The sequence below is a fragment of the Faecalicatena contorta genome (genome assembly GCF_022835095.1).
In the GTDB taxonomy this organism is placed as follows: Bacteria; Bacillota; Clostridia; order Lachnospirales; family Lachnospiraceae; genus Faecalicatena; species Faecalicatena contorta.
This window is the reverse complement of record NZ_BQNQ01000001.1, coordinates 3,785,942-3,800,219: the sequence shown is the minus strand read 5'-3', so window position 1 is coordinate 3,800,219 and position 14,278 is coordinate 3,785,942. Positions and strand designations below refer to the sequence as shown.

Annotated in this window: 13 protein-coding genes; all 13 read left to right on the top strand. The window is 48.4% G+C overall.

Annotated elements, in window-relative coordinates:
• The first annotated feature begins 107 nt into the window (after positions 1-107).
• The 13 genes from MWG26_RS17050 to MWG26_RS16995 all read left to right on the top strand — a co-directional run bounded on the left by MWG26_RS17050 (position 108) and on the right by MWG26_RS16995 (position 14,276).
• Positions 108-1,598 carry a sugar ABC transporter ATP-binding protein gene (locus tag MWG26_RS17050; protein ID WP_025656514.1) on the top strand — a complete coding sequence of 497 codons (1,491 nt, stop codon included), beginning with the start codon at positions 108-110 and terminating at the stop codon, positions 1,596-1,598.
• A 15-nt stretch (positions 1,599-1,613) separates the two neighbouring features.
• Positions 1,614-2,606 (top strand): ABC transporter permease, encoded by a 993-nt coding sequence (locus tag MWG26_RS17045; RefSeq protein WP_025656515.1) that lies wholly within the window; start codon positions 1,614-1,616, stop codon positions 2,604-2,606.
• Between the two features lie 2 nt (positions 2,607-2,608).
• Positions 2,609-3,619, top strand: a complete 1,011-nt coding sequence (locus MWG26_RS17040) for an ABC transporter permease (RefSeq protein ID WP_025656516.1) — start codon at positions 2,609-2,611, stop codon at positions 3,617-3,619.
• 93 nt (positions 3,620-3,712) lie between these two features.
• Complete coding sequence (locus MWG26_RS17035) at positions 3,713-4,798, top strand: rhamnose ABC transporter substrate-binding protein (RefSeq protein ID WP_025656517.1); 1,086 nt, start codon at positions 3,713-3,715, stop codon at positions 4,796-4,798.
• Positions 4,799-4,970: 172 nt separating this feature from the next.
• A complete protein-coding gene (gene rhaM / locus MWG26_RS17030) occupies positions 4,971-5,285 on the top strand; it encodes an L-rhamnose mutarotase (RefSeq protein ID WP_025656518.1) in 315 nt (104 codons plus the stop codon).
• Between the two features lie 230 nt (positions 5,286-5,515).
• Positions 5,516-6,367 (top strand): class II fructose-bisphosphate aldolase, encoded by an 852-nt coding sequence (locus MWG26_RS17025; protein WP_117440863.1) that lies wholly within the window; start codon positions 5,516-5,518, stop codon positions 6,365-6,367.
• A gap of 100 nt (positions 6,368-6,467) precedes the next feature.
• Positions 6,468-7,466 carry a LacI family DNA-binding transcriptional regulator gene (locus MWG26_RS17020; RefSeq protein ID WP_025656520.1) on the top strand — a complete coding sequence of 333 codons (999 nt, stop codon included), beginning with the start codon at positions 6,468-6,470 and terminating at the stop codon, positions 7,464-7,466.
• A gap of 93 nt (positions 7,467-7,559) precedes the next feature.
• On the top strand, positions 7,560-9,080 hold the full coding sequence (gene xylB, locus MWG26_RS17015; protein WP_025656521.1) for a xylulokinase: 1,521 nt from the start codon (positions 7,560-7,562) through the stop codon (positions 9,078-9,080).
• A gap of 1 nt (position 9,081) precedes the next feature.
• Positions 9,082-10,152: a galactitol-1-phosphate 5-dehydrogenase gene (locus MWG26_RS17010; RefSeq protein ID WP_025656522.1), complete on the top strand. Its 1,071-nt coding sequence runs from the start codon at positions 9,082-9,084 to the stop codon at positions 10,150-10,152.
• A gap of 28 nt (positions 10,153-10,180) precedes the next feature.
• Positions 10,181-11,113, top strand: coding sequence for a 1-phosphofructokinase (pfkB, locus tag MWG26_RS17005; RefSeq protein ID WP_025656523.1), 933 nt, complete (start codon positions 10,181-10,183; stop codon positions 11,111-11,113).
• Positions 11,114-11,170: 57 nt separating this feature from the next.
• Entirely contained in the window at positions 11,171-12,181 is a 1,011-nt protein-coding gene (locus MWG26_RS17000) for an aldo/keto reductase (protein ID WP_025656524.1), read from the top strand.
• Between the two features lie 99 nt (positions 12,182-12,280).
• The gene (locus MWG26_RS22750) at positions 12,281-12,415 is read left to right on the top strand and encodes a hypothetical protein (protein WP_276519062.1); all 135 of its coding nucleotides are present in this window, start codon (positions 12,281-12,283) and stop codon (positions 12,413-12,415) included.
• Between the two features lie 256 nt (positions 12,416-12,671).
• Positions 12,672-14,276 carry a response regulator gene (locus MWG26_RS16995; protein WP_025656525.1) on the top strand — a complete coding sequence of 535 codons (1,605 nt, stop codon included), beginning with the start codon at positions 12,672-12,674 and terminating at the stop codon, positions 14,274-14,276.
• Positions 14,277-14,278 lie beyond the last annotated feature (2 nt).

Here is a 14,278-nt window from a genome sequence, read left to right as displayed (position 1 = left end):
TGAAGACTAATACAAAAAAAATTTACCCTTAATCGAAAAATTTTGCTGTTTTGGTAGAAGTTTAGAACTGTTACACTTAGTTTAGAAAGGAAAAGGAGGGAAACACGGTGTCTGAATATGTTTTGGAATTAAAAGGTATCACAAAAATATTTCCTGGCGTTAAGGCTTTGGACAATGTGCATTTCCAGCTCAAAAAGGGTGAAGTCCATGCATTGATGGGCGAGAACGGAGCCGGTAAGTCTACATTCATAAAAGTCATAACCGGAGTACATAAAGCAGAAGAAGGCGAGATGTTCCTGGACGGCAGGAAGGTTGACTTCAAAGGCCCCAGAGATGCACAGGCAGCCGGTATTGCGGCAGTTTACCAGCATCCGACATCTTATCCGGACCTGACAGTAGCAGAAAATATCTTCATGGGCCACGAGATCATCAGCAGAGGCATGATTCAGTGGAAGAAGATGAATGAGGAAGCGGGCAAGCTGCTGTCGCAGCTGAACGCCGACTTTAAGCCTACCGATGAGATGGGAGCTTTGAGCGTGGCACAGCAGCAGATGGTGGAGATTGCAAAGGCACTTTCTACAAATGCCAGAATCATTATTCTGGATGAGCCTACCGCAGCGCTGACCAAGAATGAGTCTGAGGAACTATACCGAATCGTTGATAAGCTGAAAGACAGCGGTGTTTCTGTCATCTTCATCTCCCACCGTTTTGAGGATATGTACCGCCTGGCAAGCACGGTTACCGTGTTCCGGGATTCACAGTATATCGGCACTTATGATGTAGACGGAATCACCAATGCGGATTTGATTAAAGCAATGGTTGGACGTGAGATCAAGGATCTGTTCCCAAAACCGGAAGTGCAGATCGGACCTGAAGTACTGCGGGTGGAGGGACTCTCCAGACTTGGATATTTCAAGAATGTTTCCTTCAGCGTGCATGCAGGTGAGATCGTAGGTCTGACAGGGCTGGTTGGCGCAGGGCGGACCGAGGTTGTGGAAAGTGTCTGCGGTATCACAAAGCCGGATGCCGGGAAGGTATTTCTGGAGGGCAAGGAAACACATATCAAACAGCCGTCCGATGCGATGAAGCAGGGGATCATCCTTCTTCCCGAAGACCGTCAGAAAGAAGGACTGATCATGAGCTGGGGCCTGGGCAGGAACGTCACACTTCCGACCATGGGCAAATATGCAAAGCATGGTTTTAATAACGAGAAGAAAGAACGCGAAATTGCGAAGAAGCTTCTCGAAGATGTGGATACAAAAGCAGTTACGATATTCGATCCTGCGACATCACTCTCAGGAGGTAATCAGCAGAAGGTCGTAGTAGCAAAGGCGCTCGGCCAGGAGATGAAGGTTGTCATCATGGATGAGCCGACAAAAGGTGTGGACGTTGGAGCCAAGGCGGAGATCTATCAGATCATGGGCGATTTGGCAAAACTGGGATACGCGATTATCCTGATCTCCTCCGAAATGCCAGAGATCCTGGGCATGAGCGACAGAATCGTCGTAATGTGCGGCGGAAAAGTAACTGGTGAACTGAACCGTGATGAGGCGACTCAGGAAGGCATTCTTGAGCTGGCGATGGAAAAATCAAAGTAGGAGGAAATGGGAAAGATGAAAGAAAATAAATCTATCTGGAAAAAAATCACCGGCTCCCGTGAAGCAAGTCTTCTGATCGTTTTGATTATCCTCTGTGTGGTCATTTCATTCAGAAGCCCTTCCTTCATGACGCTGAAATCTATATCAGATATGCTGAAAAATAACGCGGTTATCATGATCATGACCCTGGGAATGCTGGGAGTGCTGCTGCTCGGCGGTATCGATATCTCAATCGCATCCACGCTTGCATTTTCCGGGATGACGGTCGGGATGCTGCTGAAATATAACATCGTAGAAAATGCTTTCCTGCTCTTTCTGATTGCGATCGGAATCGGAGCGCTGTGCGGGCTGGTAATCGGTCTTGTTATCGCAAAAGGAAAGGTGCTTCCGATCATTGCAACAATGGGATTCATGTACATATACCGGGGCATGGCCTATATGATCGGAAACAGCCAGTGGGCAAGTGCAGAAAACCTGGGTGAGTTTAAAAACTTTGCCCTGGGTAAGGTACTGGGAATTAATAATGTTGTATTAATCATGTTTGCATGTTATATTATATTCTTTATTGTTATGAAATGGACGAAGGTGGGAAGAAAAGTATATGCGGTAGGGAGCAACCGTGAGGCGGCTGCAATATCCGGTATCAATACGTCCAATGTGGAACTGATGGTTTATACGGTAATGGGAATTCTCGCAGGACTGTGCGGTGCCCTGGCCGTAGCGGTTTACTCTTCCGCACAGCCCAACATGCTGTACGGAAAAGAGATGGATGTTATCGCCGCCTGTGTCATCGGCGGTGTCAGCATGACAGGCGGGCGCGGAAGTGTTGTAGGAGCATTCCTTGGTTCCCTGATCCTGGCGATTATCGCAAAAGCACTTCCTCTCGTAGGAATCGACTCGATTGCACAGAATACAGTAAAGGGTGTTATCATATTAGTCGTCGTAATCCTGAACGTCGTAACACAGCGTGTAATGGATAAAAATAATCTGAAGGGAAGGGAGATGTAATCATGGCAGGAAAATCCGGAAGAACTATAGCCAATGTGCCAGAGAAGTCATGGAAAAAGACAGTTCTCAGTTGGGAAGGCATGCTGGTAGTATTGTTTATCGTAATCAACATTTTTTGTTCAAGTATCTCCCAGAGCTATCAGGTATCCAATGTCCTCAGAGAGATGCCCAAATATCTGACAGAAGTGTTTCTGATGCTTCCAATGGCATACATCCTGATACTTGGCGAAATTGATATATCCGTAGGCGCTACCGTCTGCCTGTCAGCCACGATGACATGCATGGTATGCAACAAAGATATGCCGTTTATCTTAGTAGTTCTGACCGCGCTTGTGGTCGGCACGGTCTGCGGACTGGTGAACGGCCTGATCCTTACAAAGTTTACAGAATTGCCTCCTATGATTGTAACGCTGGGAACGCAGATCGTATTCAGAGGAATTGCAGAGATCGCTCTTGGAAGCGGCGGGTCCATATCATTAAGCAACGCAGACGGGTTCCGCATGATCGCCGGAAAAGTGGGGATGATCCCATATATCCTCTTCGTAGTGGTGATATTTGCAGTCATTTTTACCGTTGTACTCAGCAAGACGACATTCGGAAGGAGTGTATATGCTATCGGATCCAACCGGCTGGCAGCCTACTATTCAGGAATCCATGTACAGAAGATCCGCCTGATCATCTATATGGTGATGGGTTTCATGGCCGGGCTTGCAGCGCTCTTCCTCACTTCCGTGCTTTACGGAGCCAACACCACGACGGGAAACGGATTTGAGCTTGATGCCATCGCAATGGCGGTATTCGGCGGAATATCAACCGCCGGGGGCAAGGGTAAGTTACAGGGAGGAATCATTTCCGCATTCATAATCATCTGCCTGAGAATTGGTCTTGGACAGATCAACATGAACCCGCAGTTAATTCTGATTATATTAGGCGCTCTGCTGATTCTGGCCGTATTACTGCCAAATATCGGAGGCGAGTTAAAGTTAAAGAAAAAAACAGCAGCAGTTAAGTAGTTTGTTTCTAATAACTTGTTTTTATTAATCTGATACCGGGCGTCGGGAAAGGCGCTTTGTATACAATAAAATTCCATAGGGAGGAAAGAAAGCATGAAGAAAAAAGTTTTAAGCGTACTGTTATGTGTAGCAATGGCGGCAACACTGGCTGTAGGATGCGGCTCAAAGGATGAGGGCGCTGCAGACGGCGGCTCTGATGCAAAGACAGAGGATACTGCAAAAGATGACGGCAGTGATTCCGGAAAGAAGACGTATGCAATTGTTACAAAATCAGCAGGAAATCCTTACAATGAAAAAGAGGCGGAAGGTTTCCAGGAAGTAATCGAGGCAGAAGGCGGAGAATGCATCGTAAAACATCCTGAGGCTGCTACAGCGGATGCACAGGTATCCGTAATCCAGTCACTGATTTCTCAGGGAGTAGATTCTATCTGTATCGCTGCAAACGATGAGAATGCACTTCAGGCAGCACTGGAAGAAGCAATGGACGCAGGAATCAAAGTATCCTGCCTTGACTCTAAAGCGAACCCTGACAGCCGTCAGACATTTGTAAACCAGGCTGGAACAACAGAGATCGGCCAGGCTCTGATGGACGCTGTTCTGGACATCACAGGCGGAGAAGGACAGTGGGCAATTCTTTCAGCTACATCACAGGCAACAAACCAGAATGCATGGATCGACGCTATGAAAGAGATCATGAAAGAAGACAAATACTCCAAACTGGAACTTGTAGAAGTTGCATACGGAGATGACGAGCCACAGAAATCAACAGACCAGACACAGGCTCTGTTATCCAAATATCCGGATCTGAAAGTTATCTGCGCACCTACAACTGTTGGTATCAATGCAGCAGCTAAGGTACTTCAGGACGAGAAATCATCTGTAAAACTGACAGGACTTGGACTGCCTTCAGAAATGGCTGAATACATCGGTGATGACGACGCCCATTCATGCCCGTATATGTATCTGTGGAATCCGATCGATGTTGGACGCCTTGGGGCTTACACATCAATCGCATTAGTTGACGGAACAATTACAGGAGCAGTAGATGACACATTCACAGCCGGCGATATGGGCGACTACACAGTAGTAGAAGCGTCCGACGGCGGAACAGAAGTCATCCTTGGCGCACCGTTCAAATTTGATCCTTCTAACATCGACGAGTGGAAAGATGTTTACTAGAATTTTACAACTCCATAGATAAGAAATATAAGCGGGCGGTTTTTGCCCGCTTATATTTCTTATGGCTTTCAAAAGCTGCTCTTTGAACTAGACAGGAGCCGTGGTAAGTGATATTCTGGAAGCAGCACAAAGGGCATGTACATAAGAATGCCGAGACAAGAAAGGAGACAACATGATCAGAAAAAGTTTTAAAATGAAATTATACCCGGGAATGGAAAAAGAGTATGAAAAGCGCCATAACCAACTGTGGCCGGAGATGAGAGATATGATCCATGAATACGGCGGATCGAATTATTCGATCTTCCTCGATAAGGACACGGATATTCTGTATGGCTATATAGAACTCGAAGACGCAGAAAGATGGGACAAGAGCGCGGACACAGAGATCTGCCGTAAATGGTGGGACTATATGGCGGATATCATGGAGACCAATCCGGATAATAGTCCTGTATCTACCGATCTTTATCCTGTATTTCATTTGGACTGAGTTAAACATCATACCTATGTATTGGATCTGTAATAAGGGGACAGTCGGGAAACAGACGGTCCCCTTTCTCTATCTTAAGAATCACATACGCCCTTATCCGTGTAAAAGTTTTAAATTTTTTCTATTACAATGTTTTGAAAACTGGGGATTGACATTCTGATAAAACCGGATTATTATATAAATATAAATAAACCGAAACGTTTCGGTTAACCCTAAGGAGGATAATACATATGCCATTAGTTACATCAGAACAAATGTTATTGGATGCGCAGAAGGGCGGTTATGCTGTAGGTGCCTTTAATGTGGAGAATATGGAGATGGTGAAGGCCGTGATTGCGGCTGCGGAAGAACTGCATGCGCCTGTTATGCTGCAGACGACCCCTTCCACAGTGAAGTACGGTTCTCTGGACACCTATTTTGGGATCGTTGCTGCGGAAGCAAAAAAGGCTGCGGTTCCTGTATGTTTACACCTGGACCATGGCAGCAGCTTTGATCTGGCGGTACAGGCAATCAAGGCGGGGTATACATCGGTCATGATCGATGGCTCACACGAAAGCTTTGAAGATAATGTCGCTGTCAGCAAAAAGGTGGTAGATGCAGCCAAAGCATGTGGCATACCGGTGGAAGCAGAACTGGGGAAGGTCGGCGGTAAGGAAGACGATCTGGAAGCAGATGCGGATACCAATACAGATCCTGCAGAAGCAAAGGAATTTGTGGAAAGAACCGGGGTTTCCTCCCTGGCAATTGCAATCGGGACGGCTCACGGATTCTATGCAGGTACTCCGGTACTGGATAAAGAAAGAGTTTCCGAGATCAGAAAGGTAGTCTCTGTACCGCTTGTTCTCCACGGGGCGTCAGGCCTCAGCGATGATGATGTCAAAGAGTGTGTGGAGCGCGGGATGTGCAAAGTGAACTTTGCCACAGAGCTGAGGGTAGCTTATACAGACGCAGGCAAAAAGCTTCTGGAGGAGAAACCGGATACCTTTGATCCTAAGAAACTCGGCATTGTGAGTATGGAAGCAGTGAAGAATCTGGTAATGGAGCGCATGAAGGTATGCGGATGTGACCATAAAGTGAAATAGTTCCTGTTCACACCCTTTGGGCGTACACGGCACGGTTTGAACAGGAACGTAAAATAGTCTTTCTGTGCACGGCACAGGGGCAGATAAGGCAGGGATAACCATGGCAGCTACGATCAAGGATATTGCGAAGAAAACCGGACTTGGCCTGGCGACAATTTCTTCCTATTTAAATGGAGGCAATGTAAGGGAGAAGAACCGGATCAAGATAGAGGAAGCGATAGAGGAGCTTCACTTTGAAGTCAACGAGGTGGCAAGAGGCCTGAAGACAAATAAGACGAAAACAATCGGAATTATCATACCGGAGCTGAACAATATTTTCTGTGCTGAGATTATCACGGAAGTAGAGGATCAGCTTAGAAGCCATGGATATGCAACCATGATCTGCGACTGCCGTACGGACGAAAATCGTGAAGAGGAGGCTGTCGAGTTTTTGCTTCACAGGCGAGTGGATGGATTGATCATTATGCCCTCAGGAAAAAGGGGTGTATATCTGCAGAAGTTCCTTCGGGCCGGAAAACCGGTGGTGTTGGTAGACCGAAAACTCAAAGACATGGAATGCGACTGTGTTCTGGTAGACAATGAAGGTGCGGCCAGGGATGCTGTGGAACGGCTGCTCAAGGCAGGCCACAGGAAGATCGGCATGATTGCCGGACCGGAAGAAATCTATACCGCAGAAGAGCGGTACCGGGGCTATTGTATGGCTATGGAGAAGGCCGGCGTTGCCTTTGGCGAAGGGCTGGTGGTCCGCGGCGATTACACGATTAAGGGCGGCGCGGCAGCCATGAAGGAACTGTTCAGAAAAAATCCGCATATGACGGCAGTATTCGTTTCCAATTACGAGATGACCATGGGTGCGATTATAGAGGTTAACGAGCTGGGGATTGAGATCCCCGGGCAGCTTTCTTTTATTGGATTTGATAATGTGGAGTTTGCCAAGGCAAGCATCCCCAGGCTTAGTATAGTGGCACAGCCCACAAAGGAGATTGGCAGCTGTGTGTCGGAACTGATGCTTAGGAGGCTGGACGCTTCCGGAGCGCAGGAAGAGAAGGAGACGGTGAAGTTAAAGACGACCTTCGTGGAAGGAAAATCTGTCAGATGACAGAATTTTCTTTTGAGGAATACCGAAACGTTTCGATAGAGAGCGATATGATATTTCCGTTTATAAAAATAGCGGATGGTATGGGAGGTAGAGATGGAACAATATTTACTGGGAATTGATATAGGGACCAGTGCCTGTAAGATTGCCGTATTTGACCGGGGCGGTAAGGCAATAGCTGCGGCAAATGGCAGTTATCCGGTGTATTATCCTCATCTGGGATGGGCAGAACAGAATCCGGAAGAATGGTGGGATGCTATATGCTCTGCGGTAAAAGAAGTACTGTCCCATGGCAGTATCCTGCCGGAGCAGATTGCCGGCATTGGAATTGACGGGCAGAGCTGGTCAGCAATTGCGGTTGACCGGGAGGGCAGCGTGCTTACGAATACACCGATTTGGATGGATACAAGGGCTGCGGATATCTGCGATGAACTTAATGAGAAGATCGGGGCAGACGAGATATTCAAACTTTCCGGTAATTCTCTGCAGCCCTCTTACACAACGGCTAAGATTATCTGGTACCAGAGAAATCTGCCGGAGGTATATGCACGAACCTGTAAGATACTGCAGTCCAACAGTTACATTGCCTATAAACTGACGGGGGAGATGTCCCAGGATCTTTCGCAGGGATATGGGCTGCACTGCTTTGACATGCACACGGGAACGTGGGATATGAAAATGTGTGAGAGGCTTGGTATCCCGGCGGAGTTTCTGCCGGAAATCCATCCCTGCCATGAGGTGATCGGTAAAGTTACGGAGAAGGCTGCCGCAGAAAGCGGTCTGGCCGTTGGAACACCGGTGGTGGCAGGCGGTCTGGACGCGGCGTGCGGAACCTTAGGCGCGGGGGTTATCCATCCGGGAGAGACTCAGGAACAGGGCGGTCAGGCGGGCGGCATGAGCATCTGCACAGATACATATCAGGCGGATCCGAGATTAATTCTGGGATTCCATGTGGTTCCGGGCCAATGGCTGCTTCAGGGCGGCACTACCGGCGGCGGGGGTGTTATGAGGTGGCTGGAACAGCAGTTTGGAGACTACGAGAGGGAAGAAGGGAAGAGACAGGGAAAAAGCTCCCTGGAATTGTTTAATGAGATGGCGGAAAAGGTATCTCCGGGAAGCGGCGGAACCGTATTTTTGCCCTATATGTCCGGCGAGCGTTCTCCCATTTGGGATCCGGATGCAAAGGGCGTATTTTACGGCCTGGATTTCAGCAAGACAAAGGCGCACTTTATCCGGTCTGCCATGGAAGGCGTGGCATATGCACTGAAACATAATCTCGATGTGGCGGAAGAGGCAGGCGCAAAGGTCAGCGTATTGCGTGCCATGGGCGGTTCTGCCAATTCACTGCTTTGGACACAGATCAAGTCCGATATTACGGGAAAACCGATCCTCGTCCCTTCCTCTGATACGGCTACAACACTGGGCGCTGTAATACTTGCAGGTGTGGGTGTGGGCATGTATGAGAGTTTTGAGGAGGCAGTTGCCCTGACGGTGGAGAACAGACGGTCCCATGAACCGAACCCGGACAATGCAGCCGTTTATGAAAAGAACTATCAGATATATCTGGAACTATATCATAATTTAAAAGAAACTATGAAAAAAACAGGAGGCAGGTAAAATGAAAGCAGCAGTAGTATGCGCAAATGAGGATGTACAGTATCTGGATTACGAGGAGCCCCAGGCAGGGCCGGGCGAAGTCAAGGTGAAAGTGAAAGCTTCTGGAATCTGCGGCTCTGATATTCCCAGGGTGCTTCATAACGGCGTACATTTCTATCCCATCGTACTGGGACACGAGTTCTCGGGCGATGTCGTGGAAGTGGGAGAAGGCGTTACGAAAGTTAAGGTTGGGGACCGGGTATCCGGTGCGCCGCTTCTTCCCTGTATGAAATGTGACGACTGCCAGAACGGCAATTTCTCCCTCTGTAAGCATTACAGTTTTATCGGATCCAGACAGCAGGGCAGCAACGCGGAATATGTTGTCGTACCGGAACAGAATGCGGTTGCATTTGACCCGAGTATTTCCTATGAGCAGGGAGCTATGTTCGAACCTTCTACGGTCGCACTGCACGGCCTCCTGCAGAACGACTACCAGAGCGGACAGTATGTTGCGATTCTGGGCGGCGGAACCATTGGGATGTTTACGATGCAATGGGCGAAGATCTTCGGTTCCAAAAAAGTGGTTGTCTTTGATATCAGCGATGAAAGGCTGGAGCTTGCAAAGCGTCTCGGAGCAGATGAAGTGATCAATACAACAAAAGAAAACTACATGGAGGAAGCTATGGCTGTCACGGGCGGCAAGGGGTATGCATACGTATACGAGACCGCGGGACAGGCGCCTACGATGTATATGGCCTTCGAGCTGGCGGCAAATAAAGCGCATGTATGTTTCATTGGGACTCCCCATGCAGACCTTACATTTACACCGGCCATGTGGGAGAACATGAACCGCAAAGAGTTCAAACTGACAGGTTCCTGGATGTCCTACAGCTCTCCGTTCCCCGGAAAAGAGTGGGAACTGACGGCGCATTATTTTGCAACAGGACAGCTCAAATTTGATCCCGGATTCATCTATAAAAAGATGCCCATGAGCCAGGCCCAGGAAGCATTCCAGATGTTTAAGACACCGGGGCTTGTAAAAGGAAAGGTTCTGTTGATAAACGAGAGCGTGTCTGGTTGTGAACAGAAATGATTAAGTAAAGCTTGGGAGGGCTGAATTCATGATACTTACAGTCACGTTAAATGCGGCGATTGACAAGAGATATGTAGTGGAGGGCTTTCAAACCGGAGAAGTGAACCGGGTCAGAGAATGCGCTTACACACCGGGAGGAAAAGGGCTCAATGTTTCCAAGCCTGCAGCAATTGCGGGGGCTGAAGTGGTTGCCACAGGATTTGTCGGCGGGCATGCAGGCGCTTATATAGAGGATTCCCTGAAACCATTCGGAATTAAAAGTGCATTTTATCATATGGAGGCGGAGAGCAGATCCTGTATTAACATATGGGATGAGGTGAACCATGTGCAGACAGAATTTCTGGAACCTGGTTTTACCGTATCCGAGGAGGATTTCAGCGGATTTCTGGAAAAATTCCAGGGGCTGGCGGCTAAGGCCGATGTCGTGGCAATGTCGGGAAGCGTACCCAAAGGCCTGGACGGAACTGCATACCAGAGGCTGGTCAAGGTCTGCAGGGATGCAGGGAAAAAAGTGATTCTGGATACAAGCGGCAGGCTGTTGGAGATGGGAATAGAAGCAAAACCGACGATGATTAAGCCAAATCTAGATGAGATCAGGATGCTGACCGGGCAAGAATGCGAGAGTATCAGCGATATGATAGAGGCTGCGAAGAGAATCCATAATGATGGCGTGGAGATTGTAGCCGTTTCACTTGGTGGAGAAGGATCATTTGTTGTGTGCAGTGAAGGGATATACCGTGCAGAGGTACCGAAAATTGATGCAGTGAATACTGTTGGATGCGGCGATTCCATGATAGCCGGTTTTGCTCTGGGGCTGAGCGAAGGGCTTTCCATGGAAGGGGTATTGAGAAAAGCGAGTGCGATTTCTGCGGCGGCAGCCCTGAGAGAAGAGACCGGTTTCTATGTAAAAGAAGATATGGAGCGTATTTTTCCGGAAATCCGGATCGTAAAAATGAAATAAAAATCCCCGTATGTATTTATACGGTGAAAATAAAAAGAGAAAGAAGGAGACAAAAAGATGGGAGAATTTATTAATCCGGCAGATGTGCCAAAAGTGAGACTTTATACAGGTGAAGAAGTACCATGTGTAGGAATGGGAACATTTGGTTCCGACAGATTTACAGCACAGCAGGTGTCAGACGCGGTGGCAGGCGCAATCCGATGTGGCTACCGTATGTTCGACTGTGCGGCATGCTATGGAAATGAAGACCAGATCGGGGAGGTCTTTAAAGCTGCATTTGATGAAGGCGTGGTAGAGCGTAAAGAGCTTTATATTATGACAAAAGTTTGGAACGATATGCACGAAAGAGTAGAAGAATCCTGCAGAAAGAGCATTACAGACCTGCAGTGTGATTATATCGACATGTTCTTTATCCACTGGCCGTTCCCGAACTATCATGCACCAGGATGCGATGTGGACTCCAGAAATCCGGACTCCAAACCATTCAGCGTGGAAGAGTTTATGAGTACTTACAGACAGTGCGAGGCATTGGTAGAAAAGGGGCTGGTCCGCCATATTGGAATCTCTAATATGACAATCCCGAAACTGGAAGCTGTACTGCCTCTTATGAAAATTATGCCGGCGGCATGCGAACTCGAGCTTCATGTATGCTTCCAGCAGCAGGAATTATTCGATTATCTCGTGGCTCACAATATTCAGCCGATTGGTTTCATGCCGTTAGGCTCCCCGCAGAGACCAGAGAGAGATATGTGTCCGGAAGACGTAGCTGACCTGCAGACACCGGAAATGCAGGAGATTGCAAAAGCCCACGGCGTGCATCCGGCGTTGATTGCACTGAAATGGGCGCATCAGAGAGGGCAGATTCCGATTCCGTTCTCTGTACATGAGGTTGAGTATGTAAGCAACTTAAAGAGTATGTTAGATGATCCGCTTACTGACGAGGAGATGGCCAAAATTGCAACTCTTGAGAGAAACAACCGCCTTGTAAAGGGGCAGGTGTTCTTGTGGGAAGGCGCAAAAGACTGGCATGATCTTTGGGATGAGGATGGGGTTATTGTGACTTTGTAGGGGATAGTCCGCCTGCCGTGAGACTGACGGGGGAGGAAGCGCAGGATACATCCGGGTATTTCAGATGCGGCCCATTTGCGAAGAACCACTAATAGCAAAATGGCGCCATCACATGGAACCACCGGCATTCACCGTGGAATTCTGATGAATTCCGTGGCTCAGGCCGGCTTTGAATCTGCTTCGGAAGCAGATCCAATCCATGTGATGGCGCCGTTTTGCTATACGTGGTTCTAACGCGCATTCTACGCATCCGAAATGCCCGGATGTGTCCTGCGCTCCCTCCCCGTCAGTCTCACGGCAGGCTGGGCTGCATCCACCGGGAGGGGAGCATAAACTTTATTTGTAACAGTTCAGGCAGGCATGAACTGTCACCTTTATTTTCAGATACTGCAATTTTCCAGTGCCGCCCCTCTTCCCCTGGGAAGAAACTTGTTGTATACTAATCCTAAGTATGTGGAGGAAAAATATGCTCATACGGGAGGATAAAACAGTGTATAAAGTTTTACTGGTAGATGATGAAATCCTTGTGCGCGAGGCGATTGGCGCAAAGATTGAATGGGGACAGCTGGGGTTTGAGCTGGTCGGCGACTGCGAAAACGGCAAGGATGCGATCGAATTTTTAAAGGAGACGCCGGCCGACGTTGTGCTTACGGATATCTGCATGCCATACATAGACGGCATGGGGCTGAGTAAATATATCCATGAGAATCTGCCTCAGACTACGACCATTATTTTCAGCGGATACAGCGATTTTGAATATGCAAAGCAGGCGATCCAGTATAAAGTGGCCGAATATATTCTGAAGCCGGTTACTGCCAAGGAATTGTCCGAGGTGCTGAACAGAATCAGGGAGAAGCTGGACGGCGAGAGACAGCAGGAGCAGAAGATGGATGAGCTGACGAAGGTATATCAGAGCTATACGAAGAATGAAGCCTTGATCATATCCAGGGCGCTGTCGCGTCTGGTCAGGGGGACGCAGGACGTGGAGACAAGCCTGCGTGAGCTGGAGGAGTTCGGCATCACGATCAAAGGGGGATCTTACCGGGTGGCGGCCGTCGATATTGATGTGTATTCCGATCTGTATGAGATTGACGACGACCTGAAGAAGGAAAGCGCACTGATGTCCTTCGTTGTGGAGAACATCAGCAATGAGATTGTGAACAATCATAATGCAGGGCTGGCATACAGGGATTCCGACAACAGGGTCTGTATTTTGTTTCGGACAAATAAGCCCAAAGAGCATGCAGGGCAGGTGAATGCCATCTGCAGGGAGATTCAGTCTACCATTTATGACGCGATGAAACTGAGTGTTTCCATGGGGATCGGCAGCTATGTCGCCTCTCTGGAGGAGCTTTACAAGTCCTACGATTCTGCCACAGCGATCCTCAAGTTCCGTTATACCAAGGGGACAGGGGTTATTTTTGACTGTGAGGAGGCATTGCCCTCGGGGAATCCCATGGAGCTGGAACAGGATTTTAAAGATATTGCCGCTGCCGTGAAAGGAAAAGAGGGGACGGTACTTTATGAGATCCTGGATCACGTTGAGGACTGGATGCGGTCTGGCTATGTGAGCAGAAATAAGGCTGTGGCTTATCTCCATCAGGTGCTCAGGATCATCTGTCAGACGGTGCAGGAGACAGATGAGGAGTTTTTGCTGAAGGATTCAGATATATCCGGTATAACGGATGCAAGGAACCTGGACAAGGCGATAACGCTGATCCGGGAATATGCGGCCAGGGGGATGGAAGCGGTTAACGCTGCCGGGCAGACGAGTGCGGAGCGCCTGGCGGCTCAGGCGATGGACTATATCAGAGAAAATTACAGTAATCAGGATCTGGGACTAAACGATATCTGTGACTATCTGAACATCAGTACCAGCCGTTTCAGCAGTCTTTTCAAAGAGGCCACAGGCAGAACCTTCACGGAAGTGCTTACCGGAGTCCGTATGGAGCGTGCAAAGCAGCTCCTCCGGCAGACATGCCTCAAGAATTATGAGATCGCAGAAAAAGTGGGCTTCAGTGATCCTCATTATTTCAGCATTGCATTTAAGAAAATGACAGGGAAAACTCCGAAGGAGTATGCCAGGGAGCGTTAGCA

What these genes read in the sequence shown, in the direction of transcription:
- MWG26_RS17045 (WP_025656515.1), top strand. Translation starts at nt 1,614, where the DNA reads ATGAAAGAAAATAAATCTATCTGGAAAAAAATCACCGGCTCCCGTGAA.
- MWG26_RS17040 (WP_025656516.1), top strand. Translation starts at nt 2,609, where the DNA reads ATGGCAGGAAAATCCGGAAGAACTATAGCCAATGTGCCAGAGAAGTCA.
- MWG26_RS17035 (WP_025656517.1), top strand. Translation starts at nt 3,713, where the DNA reads ATGAAGAAAAAAGTTTTAAGCGTACTGTTATGTGTAGCAATGGCGGCA.
- rhaM (WP_025656518.1), top strand. Translation starts at nt 4,971, where the DNA reads ATGATCAGAAAAAGTTTTAAAATGAAATTATACCCGGGAATGGAAAAA.
- MWG26_RS17025 (WP_117440863.1), top strand. Translation starts at nt 5,516, where the DNA reads ATGCCATTAGTTACATCAGAACAAATGTTATTGGATGCGCAGAAGGGC.
- MWG26_RS17020 (WP_025656520.1), top strand. Translation starts at nt 6,468, where the DNA reads ATGGCAGCTACGATCAAGGATATTGCGAAGAAAACCGGACTTGGCCTG.
- xylB (WP_025656521.1), top strand. Translation starts at nt 7,560, where the DNA reads ATGGAACAATATTTACTGGGAATTGATATAGGGACCAGTGCCTGTAAG.
- MWG26_RS17010 (WP_025656522.1), top strand. Translation starts at nt 9,082, where the DNA reads ATGAAAGCAGCAGTAGTATGCGCAAATGAGGATGTACAGTATCTGGAT.
- pfkB (WP_025656523.1), top strand. Translation starts at nt 10,181, where the DNA reads ATGATACTTACAGTCACGTTAAATGCGGCGATTGACAAGAGATATGTA.
- MWG26_RS17000 (WP_025656524.1), top strand. Translation starts at nt 11,171, where the DNA reads ATGGGAGAATTTATTAATCCGGCAGATGTGCCAAAAGTGAGACTTTAT.
- MWG26_RS22750 (WP_276519062.1), top strand. Translation starts at nt 12,281, where the DNA reads ATGGCGCCATCACATGGAACCACCGGCATTCACCGTGGAATTCTGATG.